Consider the following 16,572-nt stretch of genomic DNA (forward strand, 5'->3'; position numbering starts at 1 on the left):
ATAAAAATAGGACGAAACGCGTCAGAATGCCCCTACGACTCCTCATTTAGATATTGGCGGGGTGTTTTTCCGAACTCTGACTGGAAACATTTGGAGAAATAAGAGTGATTGGAAAAACCTACCATATACATCACTTCAGCAATGGTGAATTTTTTTTGTTGCAGCAACATCGCCGCTTTTTTCATCCGGATGGATTTGATATATTCCACCGGAGACATTCCGGTCAGTTGTTTAATCTTCCGGTAAATCTGTTTGTTGCTGAAACCGGACAATTCGCACAAGGCATTAACGTTCAGGTCTGCATCGGAGAGATGATCTTCAATCAGACGGATAATATTCGACAGGAATTTCTCATCCTGTGATTCTGCCTCGATAGGTTTGAGTACAGGCAATGTTTCCAGTGATTTCTTCGTCTGGCTAGCCGGCATTTCTTCCTCTTCGATGGCAGTGACAGGAATGCTCAATCCTACACTTGTCCCTTGATTTTCTTCGGAAGTGACTCCGTTGATATGTCCGCCATGCAGTTCCGTATACGTTTTCACCAGATAAAGCCCGATGCCCGTACCCGCCTTATGTCCCGAACGGGGGGACTGGTAAAAACGCTGAAAGATATATGGAATATCCTGCTGCGGAATTCCGGTTCCGGTATCCGATACGCAGATATCCAGTTGTCCGGTTTCCTGCGAATAGAAAAGGGAAAGCCGCACACTTCCGCCATCCGGGGTAAACTTCACAGCATTTGAGAGTAGATTATCCAGTATCACACCCAATTTGATGGCATCCATATCCGCGTAAATCTTGGCTTTGTTCGCTTCGAAATGAAAAGTGAGACGGGGATTTTCCTCATAAACGGAGAACAGGCTGCGGCTGAAAGATACCAGCTCGATGCGTGACAGAATAAGCAGTGAATCTGCATTATCCTCTATCCGGTTGAAGTTAAGCACTTGATGAATCAATGAATTTATCTTCATGGCATTGCGCTGTACCTCTTCCAGTGTCTGCTTTTCGTGTGCGGCTTCCGTGGCAGGCAATAATTGGCTGACAGGAGCGATAATCCGGCTGAGAGGTGTCTTCAACTCGTTGGACAGATTGGTAAAGAATGCCATTTTCTGACGTGATTGTTCTAAAATCTTTTCCTTCTCCAAGCGCTCCATCTTCAACCGGTTTTTAACCCGGAAAAAGTTGATAGTCCAGGCAATAAGGCTCAGAAGTAAAAGACCATAGAGCATTTTCGCCCAAAGCGTATAATACCACGGTGGCAGAATCTTTATATCCAATATGTAAGGATGTTCGGAAGGATTTCCGTTCTTTTCCACTTTGCTGATAAATAGCTGATAATCCCCATAACTCAAGTTGCTGTAAGTAATACGGTTCGTATTGGATTTCAGAAAGTTCCATTCCTTATCCATACCTTCCAGGCGGTAAACGAACTTATTCTTTTCTTCGAGGGAATAGGGGAGATCGGACAATTCGAAAGCCAGATTATTCTGGTCGTATTTCAATTCGATGGCATTGGTATAGCGGATATTGGGAATATCCGTAGTACGCGGATTCATCAACTGGTTGTTGATGTACAGAGCCGTCAGAAAGATAGGATGCTCAGGATGATTCAAACCTTGTATCTCTGGGCGGGATATGGCAAAACCGTCAGCGCCGCCCAAATAGATATTCCCGTCTTTCGAATCAAACAGCAAACTGGTGAAACGCTTGTCCGTCATATTTTGCTGACGTGCATCCATCGTTTGCCGGTCGATAATCCAAAGCCCGTTCGTGGTGGAAACCCAAATGTGGTCTTTCACCGATGTCATGGACAGAATTTCGTTATTATTGAAACTTCCGAAAGAAATGCTTTGGTGACTGGAATCTTTGGGATTAATGCGCATCACTCCCCCGTGAAATCCTACCCACAGCATACCGTCTGCGTCACATAACAGATAATTCGGACTCTTTTCACCACTCAACTCGTCGGCAAAAAGCTTGGTGACCTGCTGTGTGTGCGGGTTGATTTTGTCCAATCCTTTACTGTTGTATAGCAATACCCATACATTCCCTTCTTTATCAGGCATAATCTGATTGATAAACATACCCGATAATCCGTTGTGAACGGAGTAGTTCTGTCCGGCTACATATTGTTCGCTGTTAGATTGCATTAATTTATGCTTGTCTACTACAAAGATTCCGCCTAAACAGGTGGCAATCCATAGATGTCCGGAATCATCTTCGAAGAGATAATAAGCCCAGTTTGTATTGTAAGTCCCCGTGCTGTCAATAATATTATAGTGTACAAACTGCTGTGTGGCATAGTCATAACGGTTGATACTGCCATCCGTAGCTATCCATAATTGCTGTTCTTTATCTTCGTAAATGTGACGGACGCGATTATGGGACAAAGGATACGTTTTATCTCCCATCCTGTACCAGGCGGCTTCATGCCTGCTCCCGGTGGGATGAATAAAACGGAGCAGCCCGTTCGTACCGCCAAACCAGTAAAATCCCTTTGAATCCCGGAACAATGAGTAGAATTGATTCCCGTCTCCCGTCCCCGTAATCCGGGAAATAGGAACGAATTGCAGGGCGCTGTTATAGCGTGACAAGGAAATTCCATAGTCGGTTCCCAGCCAAATATTATGTTCCTGATCGGAAAAAATATTCCAGATAATATTGTTTGTCAATGACTGGATATTGCGTGAATCATGGATGATGTGCTGTAAAGGCTCTTTATTATTCTGATATACATAAAGCCCGTTATCCGTACCTGCCAATAAATTCCCGTCACCGTCCAATGCCAGTGATTTGATGGAGTTATTATGGAAAACTTCTATCGCATTCATTTTTCCTGTCGCAGGAATGTATTGGAAGAGATAACCTTCCATGCCGATCCAAATGCACTGCCGGGTGGTATCTTCCAGTAAGGAGTTGACAAACAGATTACTTATCCCCCGGTTGACAGGCAGGAAAATACTCTCAAATTCCCCACTTTCCGGCAGGTAACGGCATAAACCATTATAAGTACCCACATAAATCTGATTCTCTTTCGTATGGATGATGGAATAGATTGTATTATGGGGCAAACCGCTATGCTTGCTGTCAAAACGGGTCAGTTTGCTGTCTTTTAGTTGATACGTATAGAGCCCGTTCAATGAACCTATCCATAACGTATCCCCCTGAAGCGCCATCGTGCGGACGTCGGTGGGAAAATCCGTCTCCGGCTGTTCGTATTTGTCCGTACGGTAGTTGTAAACAAGTATTCCGTTATCCGTTCCCAGGTACAGATGCGTATTGTCTGCGATAATACCACAGTAAATACGTGTGTTATTACGTTCGCCGTACGTGAAATGCTGTTGGGTGGAATAACCGTCGTAACTGAATAACCCTTTGTTTGAACCGATCCATATCAGTCCCTCGCTATCTTGCAGAAAACAACTGATAACCGAAGCCTCGGCGCCAAGATAAATATTATCGAATTGCTGATAATTCACTTTTTGCCCATATGCACCACAATGGATACAGCCAATATAAATGAGTAAAAGAATTGCTCTAATTCGTCGGTACATGGTATCAGGTTTGCAGGATTTATTCCGCAAATGTAGGAAAAATGTCGGTTACACTTGTAAATATCCCGCTCTTTTTGTTCCTTTGTTACCTATTTATAAACAGAAAACTTACGTATGAGAAAACTAATTTATTTGCTTTTGTTGCCATTGGCAGTGGCTATGACTGCCTGTGGCGGTAAAAAAGGAACTTCAAATAATGAATCGATATTGGCGACGATGGACAGTGTGGATGCTCACGGGCTGCAACGTATGCAGACTTCCAAAAGCGAAACGGATTTTAAGTTTAAAGGAAAAGACTACCATTCCATGGTTTCGCGCACACCGGACGAAAGCCTGCCCCATGTCACCAATGAAATGGGAGATACCTATGTCGACAATAAAATTGTGTTGCAACTGACACGTGGCAACGAAAAGGTATTTGATAAGACATTCACCAAGAATGATTTTTCATCCGTAGTAGATGCCAGGTTCCTGTCGAATTCCGTCCTGGAAGGAATTGTATATGATAAGACCACTCCGCAGGGAATGGTGTATGCCGCAAGCGTATGTTATCCGCAGACAGACCTGTATATGCCGCTTTCCATCACCATCACTGCTGATGGAAAGATGAGCATCCAAAAAGTCGATATGCTCGAAGAAGAATATGATGACGAACCGTCCAATTAAGCCTGTGAGTGGCTATTAACGGTAGAATTACACAAATGTGAAAACATTTGAGACAAAAGAAAGGCAGCCGAAGAGGTTGCCTTTCGTATTTTTGCACCGTCAACAAACTTAATACCAAATAGAATGAAGAAAAACATTTTAGCTATCTGTGTGGTAGCGGCAGGATGTACGGCAATGACCGCCCAGACCAAAAATACACAAACACTGGTTCCGCTTACCGAACGTGTAAACGTACAGGGAGATTCGGCACGCGTCGATCAGATAATAGACGGTTGTTGGGTTGCAGTCGGTTCTAAAAAACCGCATGCCATTCAACGCGACTTCACCCGTATGTTCAATGGAAAGCCTTCTTATCGTTTTGAACTGAAAGAAGATGATAACACGTTGTCCGGATACGCCAAAGGAGAAACAAAAGGACGTGCGGAATTTTCCTATTGCTATGCAACTTCCGCTGATTTCAAAGGCGAGCCTGCCGATACCTACAAGAAGGCACAGATTATGAAAACCGTATATCATCATGGTAAAGGAGCTTGCCCGCAAGGTTCTTCCCGAGATTATGAGTTTTCGGTATATATCCCTTCTACATTGGGCAGTGATGTTTCGACAATTTTCGCCCAATGGCATGGAATGCCTGACCGCACTTTAGTACAGACACCGCAGGGGGAAGTGAAGACACTGACTGTTGACGAATTCATGGAACTGGAAAAGACTACTATTTTCAAGAAAAACGCAGGACACGAGAAAAAAGTCAAACTGGACAAGCAAGGTAATCCGGTGAAAGACAAACAGGGCAATCCTGTGTACGTAGCCGGTAAAGCCAACGGATGGTTGGTTGAACAGGGCGGATACCCGCCACTGGCATTCGGATTCTCCGGCGGCTGGTTCTATATCAAAGCCAACTCCGACCGTAAATGGCTGACAGACAAAGATGACCGTTGCAACGCAAATGTAGAGAAAGCGCAAATTATGAAACCTGTGACATCTGAATATAAGGCATCCACCATTGCTTACAAAATGCCTTTCGCTGACTTCCCGAAAGATTGCTGGATTACATTCCGTATCCATATCGACTGGACGGTCTATGGAAAAGAAGCCGAAACAATCGTGAAGCCGGGTATGCTCGATGTGCAGATGGACTATCAGGACAAAGGAAAAAAGGTTAGTAAACATATCGTGGACAATGAGAAAATCCTGATTGGACGTAACGACAAAGACGGCTACTATTTCAAATTCGGTATTTACCGTGTAGGTAATAGCACGAAGCCGGTATGTTACAATCTGGCAAATTATTCGGAAAGGTAAATTAGTTAAAAAGGTAAAGAGAGGGTAATATCCGGATGTTCTTCAGTGGGCATCCGGATTTTTATTTATGTGAATCTGGTAATATTAAAAAATGTCAATAATCATATGCCGTTTGGCATATACGTTCCAGTTATGCAAAAAGATTCGTTCTTTTGCCGCCTGCCAATATGGTATATGTATAAAATAACTAGTGATGTAAATGATGAGTAAAAATGGATTTAGCCGGTGTGGAGAGCTCTACATCGGTCGTTTGCGAGAGGAGGGGCGCCATTCCACGGCGCATGTTTACAAGAATGCCCTTTTTTCTTTCAGCAAGTTCTGCGGCATATCCAATATGTCGTTCAGGCAGATCACCCGTGGCCGTTTACGATGCTATGGGCAGTATCTTTACGAGTGTGGCTTGAAGCCCAATACGATTTCTACGTATATGCGTATGCTCCGTAGCATTTACAATCGGGGAGTGGAAGCGGGGAATGCCCCTTATGTGCCCCGACTGTTCGGTGATGTTTATACGGGCGTGGACGTCCGTCAGAAAAAAGCCTTGCCTGCTGCCGAACTTCACAAGCTCTTGTATGAAGACCCGAAATCGGAGCGTTTACGTCGTACGCAAGCCATTGCCACCCTGATGTTTCAGTTTTGCGGAATGTCGTTCGCTGATTTGGCTCATCTGGAGAAATCGGCTTTGGAAAGCAATGTGCTGCGTTATAACCGTGTCAAGACCAAGACTCCCATGAGTGTGGAAGTGTTGGACAGTGCAAGGGAAATGATTGAGCAACTACGGAACAAGCAGGACTCTCTGCCCGATTGTCCGGATTATCTGTTTGATATTCTCCGTGGTGATAAGAGACGGAAAGATGAGCGTGCTTACCGGGAATACCAGTCCGCTCTCCGTCGGTTTAATAATAGCTTGAAAGATTTGGCAAGGGCATTGCGTCTGAAATCTCCGGTTTCTTCCTACACGTTCCGTCATTCCTGGGCTACTACTGCCAAATACCGGGGAGTTTCAATTGAAATGATTAGTGAATCATTGGGGCACAAATCTATAAAAACCACACAAATCTATTTGAAAGGCTTCGGGCTTAAAGAACGTACGGAAGTAAATAAAGGGAATTTATCTTACGTAAGAAACTACTGTGTAGGTCGGTGATTTTAGTGTAATGTGTTAATAATCAGTAAGAGTAATCGCCCGTTACTTCTTAGGTAACGGATTTAAATTCGGGACAAAGATAGACAAAAACATAGATAGCACACAAATATTTCTTCACTTTTTTTAGTTTTATCTGAAACAAAGCGCAAAAAACTATCCGAACATGAAATAATAAATTTTTCATGCTCTAACTTTTTATTGCCTAAAATCAAGAACTTTCTCGTTGATTATTAGGCAATTTCCTTTTTTGTGCCCTGTCTATGTGTATAATTTCCCTTTTCATTGTTGTGTGTGCTCAGTCCGTTACCTAAGAAGTAACGGACAAATATGGGGTAAAAAAACATGATTTTAACAAAGAGAAAATCAGTAATTGCTGGGCCTAGTAATGGGACAGGGGAAGGCGTAGCACACTCTAAACGCTGGTATGTAGCTTTGGTTCGCATGCATCACGAAAAGAAAGTCTCGGAACGTTTGTCTAAGATGGGGATTGAGAATTTTGTTCCGGTTCAACAGGAGGTTCACCAGTGGAGTGACCGCCGTAAGATGGTCGAATCAGTCTTGCTTCCAATGATGGTGTTTGTGCATGCCGATGCAAAAGAACGCAAAGAGGTTCTTTCCTTTTCTACAGTAAGTCGGTACATGGTAATGCGTGGTGAGAGCAGTCCGACTGTGATTCCTGATGATCAGATGGCTCGTTTCCGTTTTATGCTTGATTATTCAGAAGAAGCAATTTGTATGAACAGTGCTCCTTTGGCACGTGGTGAGAAGGTTCGCGTTATCAAAGGCCCTTTAATGGGACTTGTGGGTGAACTTGTTACGGTAGACGGTAGAAGCAAGATTGCTGTCCGGCTTAATATGCTTGGATGTGCCTGTGCTGACATGCCGGTAGGTTATGTAGAGCCGGTGAGGCCTTGATTTTAATTTCTGGTTGTATCTCTGATACGCAATTTTATTCGTTCATACTACAATGGAAAAGACATTGAAGGGCATAGTACAATATGCCCGTAAAAACTATTTCAGCTATTGGGTAATTTTAGGTATTGACACGGCAATATCCGTATTATGTTCATTGGCAGCCTATGCCGTCATTCATTATATGGCACATGTCCCAATGACCGACTGGATGCTTTGCAAACTTGTTTGCGTTTCTTTTGTGTCAAGTATTGCCGGAGCTCTGATATTTCACACATATCGTAATACGATTCGTTTCTCCCAGGCACGTGAACTTTGGCGTGTCATGTGTGCCGTCTTGTTCAAGATTACCTGTCTGGCGGTTATTTCTTATTGTGTTATTTATGAGACAGAATTGCCGGACAATTATAGAATATCCTATCTTTTATTTGATGGTTTATTAACTTTGGTGACACTGACAGTCTTCCGTGTATCACTGATAATTGTCTATGACCTGTTGTTGGATTGGGTGAATAAAAAGAATACGCGCATTCTTATTTATGGTATTGATGAAAAGAGTGTAGCCTTGAAATTTCGTCTCCGCGACAGTGCACATTATAAAGTTGTAGGTTTTTATACTTTTGGTAAAGGTAATAGCAGGCGTCGCTTGACGGATCTTCCCATTTATTACTTTGAAAATGAATCAGATGTTGAGTATATAATGCGGAAACGGGGAATTCGTGGCATTTTGTTTGCCCGTTATGAAGATACCCGCCTGGAGGAGAACCGTCTTCTGGAATATTGTAAAAGCAATTCTCTTAAAACTCTGATAGCGCCTACTATCAGTGAGGCTGACTCTGACGGTAACTTTCACCAGTGGATACGTCCTATTAAGATTGAAGATTTGCTGGGACGTGCTGAAATCAATATTAATCTTCGTCAGGTTGCCGAAGAGTTCAGAGGGAAAATTGTACTGGTGACAGGTGCGGCGGGTAGTATCGGTAGTGAACTTTGCCGCCAGTTGGTACAGATGGGTATTCAGAAACTCATCATGTTTGACTCTGCTGAGACTCCTTTGCATAATGTCCGTCTTGAATTTGAAAAAAATTATCCTACTATAGATTTTATTCCTGTGATTGGTGATGTGCGTGTGAAAGAACGCGTACGTATGGTATTTGAAAATTACCATCCTCAAATCGTTTTTCATGCCGCTGCTTACAAACATGTCCCATTGATGGAAGAGAATCCTTGCGAAGCCGTACTGGTCAATGTCACGGGTTCCCGTCAGGTTGCTGATATGGCAGTGGAATATGGTGCTGAAAAAATGATCATGGTCTCTACCGATAAGGCAGTTAATCCTACCAATGTGATGGGTTGCTCCAAACGTCTGGCAGAGATATATGTACAGAGTCTGGGATGTGCCATCCGTGAGGGAAAAGTGAAAGGTCATACAAAGTTTATCACTACCCGTTTCGGTAATGTATTGGGCAGTAACGGTTCGGTTATCCCCCGTTTTAAGGAACAGATAGAGAATGGAGGGCCTGTTACTGTAACTCATCCTGATATCATCCGCTTCTTTATGACCATTCCTGAGGCTTGCCGTTTGGTAATGGAAGCTGCCACAATGGGAGAGGGCAATGAGATTTTTGTCTTTGAAATGGGTAAGGCTGTGAAGATTGTCGACTTGGCTACCCGTATGATTGAACTGGCTGGTTATCGTCCGGGAGAGGATATCAAGATTGAATTCACCGGTTTACGTCCTGGTGAGAAACTTTATGAAGAAGTTTTGAGTGACAAGGAAAATACGATTCCGACCGAGAACAAGAAAATTATGATAGCTAAAGTACGTCGTTATGAATATGCTGATATCCTTGATACTTATGAAGAGTTTGAAGAACTATCCCGTGCGGTTAAGATCATGGATACGGTCAGACTGATGAAGAAAGTTGTACCAGAGTTCAAGTCAAAGAATTCTCCGAAGTTCGAGGTGTTGGATAAAGAATAATAAACTAGAATATATTATGAACAATTCATTTTGCATTGCTGTAAGTATGCATAAAAAGACTAGGGAATTACTTTCCTGTCTGTTTGTGCTCTTTCTGCTTGCTTCCTGCCAGTCTTATAAGAAAGTCCCCTATTTGCAAGATGCTGAAGTGGTGGGACAATCTGTCCTACACGAAACTATGTATGATGCCAGAATAATGCCTAAGGATCAGCTTACTATCATGGTATCATGTACGAACCCTGAACTGGCAGTACCTTTCAATCTCGGAGCGATCGGTTCCGTAGGTTTGACTGCCAGAAACTCACAGGGTACTTCCCAGTCATCCCAACAGACTTATCTGGTGGATAATGAAGGTAGTATCAATTTCCCTGTATTGGGCACATTGAAAGTGGGAGGACTGACCAAAAAGGAGATAGAGCAAATGATAGTGGAAAAACTGAGACCTTATATCAAAGAAACTCCTATTGTCACTGTCCGTATGGTCAACTATAAAATATCCGTATTGGGTGAAGTTGCCAGTCCCGGCACATTTACTATCAGTAATGAGAAAGTAAATCTGTTGGAAGCCTTGGCTATGGCAGGTGACATGACTATTTATGGAATTCGTGACAATGTAAAACTAATCCGTGAAAGTGCTGGCGGTAAGCAGCAAATAATAACACTGGATTTAAATAAGGTTGAAACTCTCATTTCCCCTTATTATTGGTTGCAGCAAAATGATATAATATATGTAACCCCTAACAAGGCGAAAGCCCGTAATTCGGATATCAGTAACAGTACAAGCCTTTGGTTTTCGGCCACCTCTATTTTAGTGTCATTGGCAAGTTTATTAGTAAATATTTTCAGATAGTAACATCGTATGGTTGAGGAAAGAAAAGAAAGAACGGGGGCACAATCCCAGGAACAGATCAATATTCAGGAAATCCTTTTCCGTTATCTGATTCATTGGCCATGGTTCGTAGTTTCGGTAATAGTCTGTATTACCTTCGCATGGGGATATTTACGTCTGACAACACCAATTTATAATATTTCTGCCACTGTTCTGATCAAGGATGAGAAGAAAGGTGGTGCGAATATGTCTTCAGAATTGGAAAAGATGGGTCTGAACGGCTTTGTCTCTTCATCAAGTAATATAGAGAATGAAATTGAGGTTTTGAGTTCCAGAACATTGGCAAGGGAGGTGGTTAGTTCTTTGGGATTATTTGTAACTTATATGGACGGAGACAGGTTCCCTAAAAAGGAACTGTATCGTACTTCCCCAGTTCTGGTAAGCCTGACTCCACAGGAAGCGGATAAACTTCCGCAGACAATGGAGGTGGATATGTCCATGCAACCTTCTGGTGTGATGGATGTACAGATTAAGGTGGGAGAAAAGGAGTATCGGAAACGTTTTGAGAAATTGCCTGCCGTACTCCCGACCGATGAAGGTACAATTGCTTTTTTTGCGAACAACGATACCTTGTCACCTATCCGTTCGGAGAGTGTTACGAAAGAACGTCATATCACGGCTTATATTAACAGACCTTTTTCTGTTGCGAAAGGATACGCCGGTTCTCTGTTGATAACTCCTACTTCGAAGGCGACTTCCGTAGTGACCGTTTCACTTAAAAATTCCAATACCCAACGTGGCAAAGACTATATAGACAAGCTGCTTGAGATGTATAATATCAATGCCAATAATGACAAGAATGAGGTTGCTCAGAAAACAGCTGAGTTTATTGACGAGCGTATAGGTATCATCTCAAAAGAATTGGGCAGTACGGAACGCGATTTGGAAAATTTCAAGCGTAGCGCGGGTATCACGGATTTGAGCAGTGAAGCCCAGATAGCTTTGGCTGGTAATGCCGAATACGAGAAGAAGCGTGTGGAGAACCAGACACAGATTAATCTTGTCATAGATTTGCAAAGATATCTGCAGGGTACTGAATATGAGGTGTTGCCTTCGAATGTCGGTTTACAGGATGCTGGTGTAGCGGGTGCAATTGATCGGTATAATGAAATGGTGTCCGAGCGTAACCGTCTATTACGTACATCAACGGAAAGCAACCCGGCTATTGTAAATCTTAATGCCAGCATCAGTGCGATGCGCGGTAATATACAAACCACCTTGGATGCGACGCTGAAAGGTCTTGAGATCACTAGGGTTGATTTGGCCCGTGAAGCAGGCCGTTATTCCCGTCGTATCAGTGACGCTCCCACTCAGGAAAGACAATTTGTGAGTATTGCTCGCCAACAGGAAATCAAGTCCGGCCTGTATTTGATGTTACTTCAGAAGCGTGAGGAGAATGCCATTGTCCTGGCCGCTATAGCCAATAATGCCAAGATTATTGACGAGGCACAGGCGGACGGTGCTCCGATTTCCCCAAAGTGGATGACGATTTATTTGGCGGCTTTGATGTTCGGAATAGGTATTCCGGTAGGTATCATTTATCTGATTGGTCTGACCAAGTTCAAGATAGAGGGTCGTGCAGATGTTGAGAAGTTGACTTCACTCCCTGTTATCGGTGATATTCCATTGGCAGATGAAAAGACAGGTTCTATTGCTGTATTTGAGAACCAGAATAATCTTATGAGCGAGACTTTCCGTAATGTCCGTACCAATCTTCAGTTTATGCTTGAAAATGGTAGAAATGTAATTCTGGTGACTTCTACCATTAGTGGTGAAGGCAAGTCCTTTATATCCGCCAATTTGGCTATCAGTCTTTCCTTATTAGGGAAGAAGGTTGTGATAGTAGGGCTTGATATCCGCAAACCGGGCTTGAACAAGGTCTTCAACATACCTAAGAAAGAGCATGGTATTACCCAGTTTCTGACTAATCCTGCTATAAATCTGATGGATTTGGTACAGCCTTCTGATATAAACAAGAACTTATATATTCTTCCCGGTGGAACTGTTCCACCTAATCCAACAGAGTTGTTGGCTCGTGACGGGTTGGAAAAGGCTGTTGAAATCTTGAAGGAGAATTTTGATTATGTGATATTGGATACTGCTCCTGTAGGTATGGTGACAGATACTTTGCTCATAGGACGTGTAGCGGACTTATCCGTTTATGTATGCCGTGCTGATTACACTCGTAAAGCAGAGTTTACTTTGATCAACGAACTTACCGAGAATAACAAACTGCCTAATCTCTGTATTGCCATCAATGGACTTGACCTTCAAAAGAAGAAGTATGGCTATTACTATGGTTATGGAAAATATGGCAAGTATTATGGCTTTGGGAAACGTTATGGCTATGGTTATGGCTATGGAGAACATAAAGAGAAGAAATAAACTTAGCAGATTTTTAAAAAAGTATTTTGGGGTGGTCAACAAGCTTGATGTGGCAGAAATACTTGCTCCTCTCCATGCTAGAGCCGGAAAGATGATAAAGAATGAAAACATCTGCATTTTAGTGACTTGATGAATAATGCTTTTTGTTATGTGTTTAATGGTTTGGATAAGTTGTAAAATAGCTGTATGGATGGTCGTTATATTATCCGTAGCCGCTACATATTTTATCGTAATAGAAACAGCAAAGATGTATGAGCTTGAAGTTAGGGACTATTTTGTACATGTAGTCTGTGAGATAATGAATGGAAATAAAGGCTGTTCAATATTCGCTTCTGAGTCGTTTCTAGCATTAAAAGCAAATATAAATGTGTAAATTGTTAGAAGACATTGACATAACCTTTATAGGAAATAAGCATGTTTGGCAAGCAGCGGAATAGTCGAAAGATATTTCGCTCAAGTTTCATGAAGAAATAAACAAAAAACTGCTAGTTGACAATTTAGAAAAATGAATTAAAAAAACTTTAATGCATTGTTTATCCAAGAAGATATGAAACTGAAGGTTTATTATAATATATTTAAACTGAGAAACGATTGGGAAAGGCTGAGCAAAGAAAATGTCTCATTAACTCCCTTTCAATACTTTAATTACAACAAAAATTTATTCTGGGATCGCTGGCTAAATGTATTCAAAACACGATTGGTACCAGTCTTTGTTTCTATTTCAGACAGCAATAAAATAATTATGATTGCCCCTTTTCTTAAAACGTTGAGGAACAATTATTTTATGTTGGGTGATATACAAGGTTGTGGCTTAACAGATTTTATTTACTCGAATTCTCTTAACGATAGCCAAATTTTAGAATGTATTAGTTTATTGCGAAATCATTGCAAGTATATCCATGTAGGCAGATTGTTATGCACCTCGCGTTTCTTTGAAGTATATAACAGAGCAAATGAGATTGGTGGGACACAAAGGGATATACTTATAAATGTAAAATTTGGGGATGACTATGACGAGTATTATAAAGCGCTTACGAAGCATGTAAGACAGAATTTAAGAACCTCATATAACAGATTAAAATCGGATAACATAGAATATTCGTTTGAAGTCATTGATAATTTATCTATGACTTCTGCTATTTGGAATGGTGTAAGCAATATATATTGTAAGAGACAGAAAGATGCTTACGGTGCGTCAGGTGTATGGATGGACATGAAAAATAAATATCTCAAGCATGACTCTATTAGCTTAAGATATAATGATAACCTTTTCTGTGCTATATTGAAGTATGGTAATGAAATAGCTGCAGTTTTGATGGGGTTAATCAATTACGAGAAAACAACGATTATAGTACCTCGATTGGCAATTAATACGGACTTTTATCATTATTCACCAGGAAATCAATTGGTAAATGAATGCATAAAGTATCTGATTGAAAAAACAAAAGTTCGCAATTTGGATTTAAGCAGAGGTACTGAACAATACAAGTATATGATGGGTGGCGAAGAGTATCAGACCGTCAATTTTGATATTGTTAAAAAACAATAGATAGAGATGAATTTTCTAAAGACGACAATGGGTATGTTGCCCTATAAGCAATGCCGCTTCAATATAAGCGCTGCAAGCATTGATAATGAAAAAATGACCTGTTGTTTACGTTTATTATATGTTCATCTGAATAAGATTGGAATTAACTGGGGACCAGCCTTTAGTACATTGATTGGCATTGTGCGCAACGATGGCTATCTGCCTTGGGCAAATAATATCTGCATATATGTGCTGAAGGAGGACGAGGAGTGCTTGAAGGATGAGATGTGGAACATTGTGGCTGATGGCTTTGAACTCTGCAGATATGAGCGCAGAGGAATGTATTATCTACGCAAAGAGGGCCAGTATATTCGCATTTTTATTCTTCGCAAAATTTCTTCAAACGTTCGACACACGGGGGGGGCTGACTTTATTTTTGAGAAATATCTTCAAAATACTACTAAGTGGGATTTTAGAGGCATGCAACTCAACGTACCTTCTGATTTGGACGAATATCTCACTTTTCAATATGGTGACTGGGTAGTACCTATACAGTATAAGAATAACCAGTTTGTTCGTGTAGCTGCTCATTTATCTCAGCTATTGCAGGACATTATACCTACTAGCATCTATTATAAATGGATGATAGCTCATCGCAAAAAAGACTTCAAACGTTTTAAGCAACTATGTGACCAAAATCATAAACCTCTACCTGACAATGTGGAACTGACCTACATACAACATCGTAAACATAAGAAAATACTAACAGTTGGAGTTTATGACCTCATTCACAAGGGGCATGCAGAGCTATTCCGCAGAGCCAAAGGCTTGGGTGACTATCTTATCGTAGCGGTGCAAGATGGCGACTGGGTGAATAAATATAAAGATGCAAAGCTCCTCAATTCCACAGAAGATCGCTGCTTGATGGTGCGCTCCATTCGTTATGTTGATGAGGTGGTCGTATATAAAGATGTTGATGAGTCGATTAAGAATATAGACTTCGATGTTTTTGTTACTGGTCCCGACCAGATTCATGCAGGTTTTCAGCGTGCAATAAAATGGTGCGAAGATAATGCCAAAGAGCATCTTGTTATTGGAAGAACGGAAGGCGTGTCTTCGTCTGAACTGAAAATCAAAATTTTAGAAAAAACAAAAACGCATAATAGATGATAACGCTATATATTTTATTAATTATTGTTTTCTTGCTTGCAGTACGACCTGTCTCTGCCCAAGTAATCTACAATGATGATTATATTTCAAAAGAAACAACAAATATAATCAAAGGCCTTTGTATATGGGTTGTTTTTATATGTCATATTAGTGTTTACGTAGGTAGGCTACCGGGGTTAAATTTTGCAGATAATTTACTTTTTGTGGCAAACCATTATGTGCGACAGCTTCTTGTAGCACCATTCCTGTTTTATTCGGGCTATGGCATTACGTTAGCTTTGAAAAACAAGGGGCATTCGTATGGCTCTGGCATCCTAAAGAATCGATGCCTAACAACATTAGTAAACTTTGATGTAGCTGTATTGTTTTTTGTTGTTTTGAATTACATATTAGGAAGGGAATACGACGTTAAAACAGTGCTTTTGTCATTTACGGGGTGGGAGTCTATTGGCAATAGTAACTGGTATATATTTTGCATAATAATATGCTATGCAGTATCATGGATAGCATATAAAATCTGTGGCATAACAAACAAAATGATTTATAGCATCGTTATTCTTGTACTATTATACACAATCGTTATGTATTGGTTTAGCGAAGGCAGCTGGTGGTATAATACTGCATATGCCTATGCTGCTGGTGTTATATTTGCATGGAATAAAGAAAAAGTAGATAAACTTTTAATGACACAATATTGGAAAATATTTATTGTGTCAGCAATAGGTTTCTTAATTTGCTACTTCGCACCGGATTACTATAGTGTTGCATCGAACCTTACAGCTGTCTTTATGTGTGTTTTAGTCGTTTTATTTACCTACAAATTTAAGCTGAAAAGCAAAGTTCTTGCATGGAGCGGTTGTCATCTATTTCCTCTCTATATATACCAGCGCATACCTATGATTTTATTCTCCACTATAGCGGGTGGAACTTTTATAGCAAATTACCGCTATTTATATGTTATTGTTTGCTTTGTAGTGACTATAGGTATAGCTTTTTTGTATAAGTACTTTAATATCTCGTTAAAGAAGTAATTAC

Annotated in this window: 11 protein-coding genes; 10 read left to right on the plus strand and 1 reads right to left on the minus strand. The window is 41.1% G+C overall.

The genetic code is table 11. From position 1 onward, the window contains the following. Window positions 1-32: 32 nt before the first annotated feature. The gene (locus tag BQ7997_RS22170) at window positions 33-3,554 is read right to left on the minus strand and encodes a two-component regulator propeller domain-containing protein (RefSeq protein WP_073348082.1); all 3,522 of its coding nucleotides are present in this window, start codon (window positions 3,552-3,554) and stop codon (window positions 33-35) included. A 114-nt stretch (window positions 3,555-3,668) separates the two neighbouring features. Here BQ7997_RS22170 and BQ7997_RS22175 point away from each other — a divergent pair, with 114 nt between their 5' ends. From BQ7997_RS22175 to BQ7997_RS22225, 10 genes are all read left to right on the plus strand, one after another. Continuing rightward, complete coding sequence (locus tag BQ7997_RS22175; protein WP_073348083.1) at window positions 3,669-4,220, plus strand: DUF4738 domain-containing protein; 552 nt, start codon at window positions 3,669-3,671, stop codon at window positions 4,218-4,220. A 123-nt stretch (window positions 4,221-4,343) separates the two neighbouring features. Continuing rightward, window positions 4,344-5,522, plus strand: coding sequence for a heparin lyase I family protein (locus BQ7997_RS22180; protein ID WP_073348084.1), 1,179 nt, complete (start codon window positions 4,344-4,346; stop codon window positions 5,520-5,522). Between the two features lie 199 nt (window positions 5,523-5,721). Next, window positions 5,722-6,669, plus strand: coding sequence for a tyrosine-type DNA invertase cluster 3b (locus tag BQ7997_RS22185; protein ID WP_073348085.1), 948 nt, complete (start codon window positions 5,722-5,724; stop codon window positions 6,667-6,669). Between the two features lie 342 nt (window positions 6,670-7,011). Then, window positions 7,012-7,584 carry a UpxY family transcription antiterminator gene (locus BQ7997_RS22190; protein ID WP_073348086.1) on the plus strand — a complete coding sequence of 191 codons (573 nt, stop codon included), beginning with the start codon at window positions 7,012-7,014 and terminating at the stop codon, window positions 7,582-7,584. Window positions 7,585-7,636: 52 nt separating this feature from the next. Beyond that, on the plus strand, window positions 7,637-9,565 hold the full coding sequence (locus BQ7997_RS22195; protein ID WP_073348087.1) for a polysaccharide biosynthesis protein: 1,929 nt from the start codon (window positions 7,637-7,639) through the stop codon (window positions 9,563-9,565). Between the two features lie 16 nt (window positions 9,566-9,581). After that, entirely contained in the window at window positions 9,582-10,415 is an 834-nt protein-coding gene (locus tag BQ7997_RS22200; protein ID WP_073348088.1) for a polysaccharide biosynthesis/export family protein, read from the plus strand. A 9-nt stretch (window positions 10,416-10,424) separates the two neighbouring features. Next, window positions 10,425-12,839: a GumC family protein gene (locus tag BQ7997_RS22205; protein ID WP_073348089.1), complete on the plus strand. Its 2,415-nt coding sequence runs from the start codon at window positions 10,425-10,427 to the stop codon at window positions 12,837-12,839. Window positions 12,840-13,386: 547 nt separating this feature from the next. Beyond that, window positions 13,387-14,388 (plus strand): GNAT family N-acetyltransferase, encoded by a 1,002-nt coding sequence (locus BQ7997_RS22215; protein ID WP_139260964.1) that lies wholly within the window; start codon window positions 13,387-13,389, stop codon window positions 14,386-14,388. 6 nt (window positions 14,389-14,394) lie between these two features. Further along, entirely contained in the window at window positions 14,395-15,537 is a 1,143-nt protein-coding gene (locus tag BQ7997_RS25005; protein WP_083589329.1) for an FAD synthase family protein, read from the plus strand. Next, window positions 15,534-16,568 (plus strand): acyltransferase family protein, encoded by a 1,035-nt coding sequence (locus BQ7997_RS22225; protein WP_073348092.1) that lies wholly within the window; start codon window positions 15,534-15,536, stop codon window positions 16,566-16,568. Before BQ7997_RS25005 ends, BQ7997_RS22225 begins: the two co-directional genes overlap by 4 nt. Window positions 16,569-16,572: the final 4 nt, after the last annotated feature.

This window comes from Bacteroides congonensis (assembly GCF_900130125.1).
GTDB classification, from domain to species: domain Bacteria; phylum Bacteroidota; class Bacteroidia; order Bacteroidales; family Bacteroidaceae; genus Bacteroides; species Bacteroides congonensis.

What these genes read in the sequence shown, in the direction of transcription:
- BQ7997_RS22195 (WP_073348087.1), top strand. Translation starts at nt 7,637, where the DNA reads ATGGAAAAGACATTGAAGGGCATAGTACAATATGCCCGTAAAAACTAT.
- BQ7997_RS22205 (WP_073348089.1), top strand. Translation starts at nt 10,425, where the DNA reads ATGGTTGAGGAAAGAAAAGAAAGAACGGGGGCACAATCCCAGGAACAG.
- BQ7997_RS25005 (WP_083589329.1), top strand. Translation starts at nt 14,395, where the DNA reads ATGAATTTTCTAAAGACGACAATGGGTATGTTGCCCTATAAGCAATGC.
- BQ7997_RS22180 (WP_073348084.1), top strand. Translation starts at nt 4,344, where the DNA reads ATGAAGAAAAACATTTTAGCTATCTGTGTGGTAGCGGCAGGATGTACG.
- BQ7997_RS22215 (WP_139260964.1), top strand. Translation starts at nt 13,387, where the DNA reads ATGAAACTGAAGGTTTATTATAATATATTTAAACTGAGAAACGATTGG.
- BQ7997_RS22175 (WP_073348083.1), top strand. Translation starts at nt 3,669, where the DNA reads ATGAGAAAACTAATTTATTTGCTTTTGTTGCCATTGGCAGTGGCTATG.
- BQ7997_RS22185 (WP_073348085.1), top strand. Translation starts at nt 5,722, where the DNA reads ATGATGAGTAAAAATGGATTTAGCCGGTGTGGAGAGCTCTACATCGGT.
- BQ7997_RS22225 (WP_073348092.1), top strand. Translation starts at nt 15,534, where the DNA reads ATGATAACGCTATATATTTTATTAATTATTGTTTTCTTGCTTGCAGTA.
- BQ7997_RS22170 (WP_073348082.1), bottom strand. Translation starts at nt 3,554, where the DNA reads ATGTACCGACGAATTAGAGCAATTCTTTTACTCATTTATATTGGCTGT.
- BQ7997_RS22200 (WP_073348088.1), top strand. Translation starts at nt 9,582, where the DNA reads ATGAACAATTCATTTTGCATTGCTGTAAGTATGCATAAAAAGACTAGG.
- BQ7997_RS22190 (WP_073348086.1), top strand. Translation starts at nt 7,012, where the DNA reads ATGATTTTAACAAAGAGAAAATCAGTAATTGCTGGGCCTAGTAATGGG.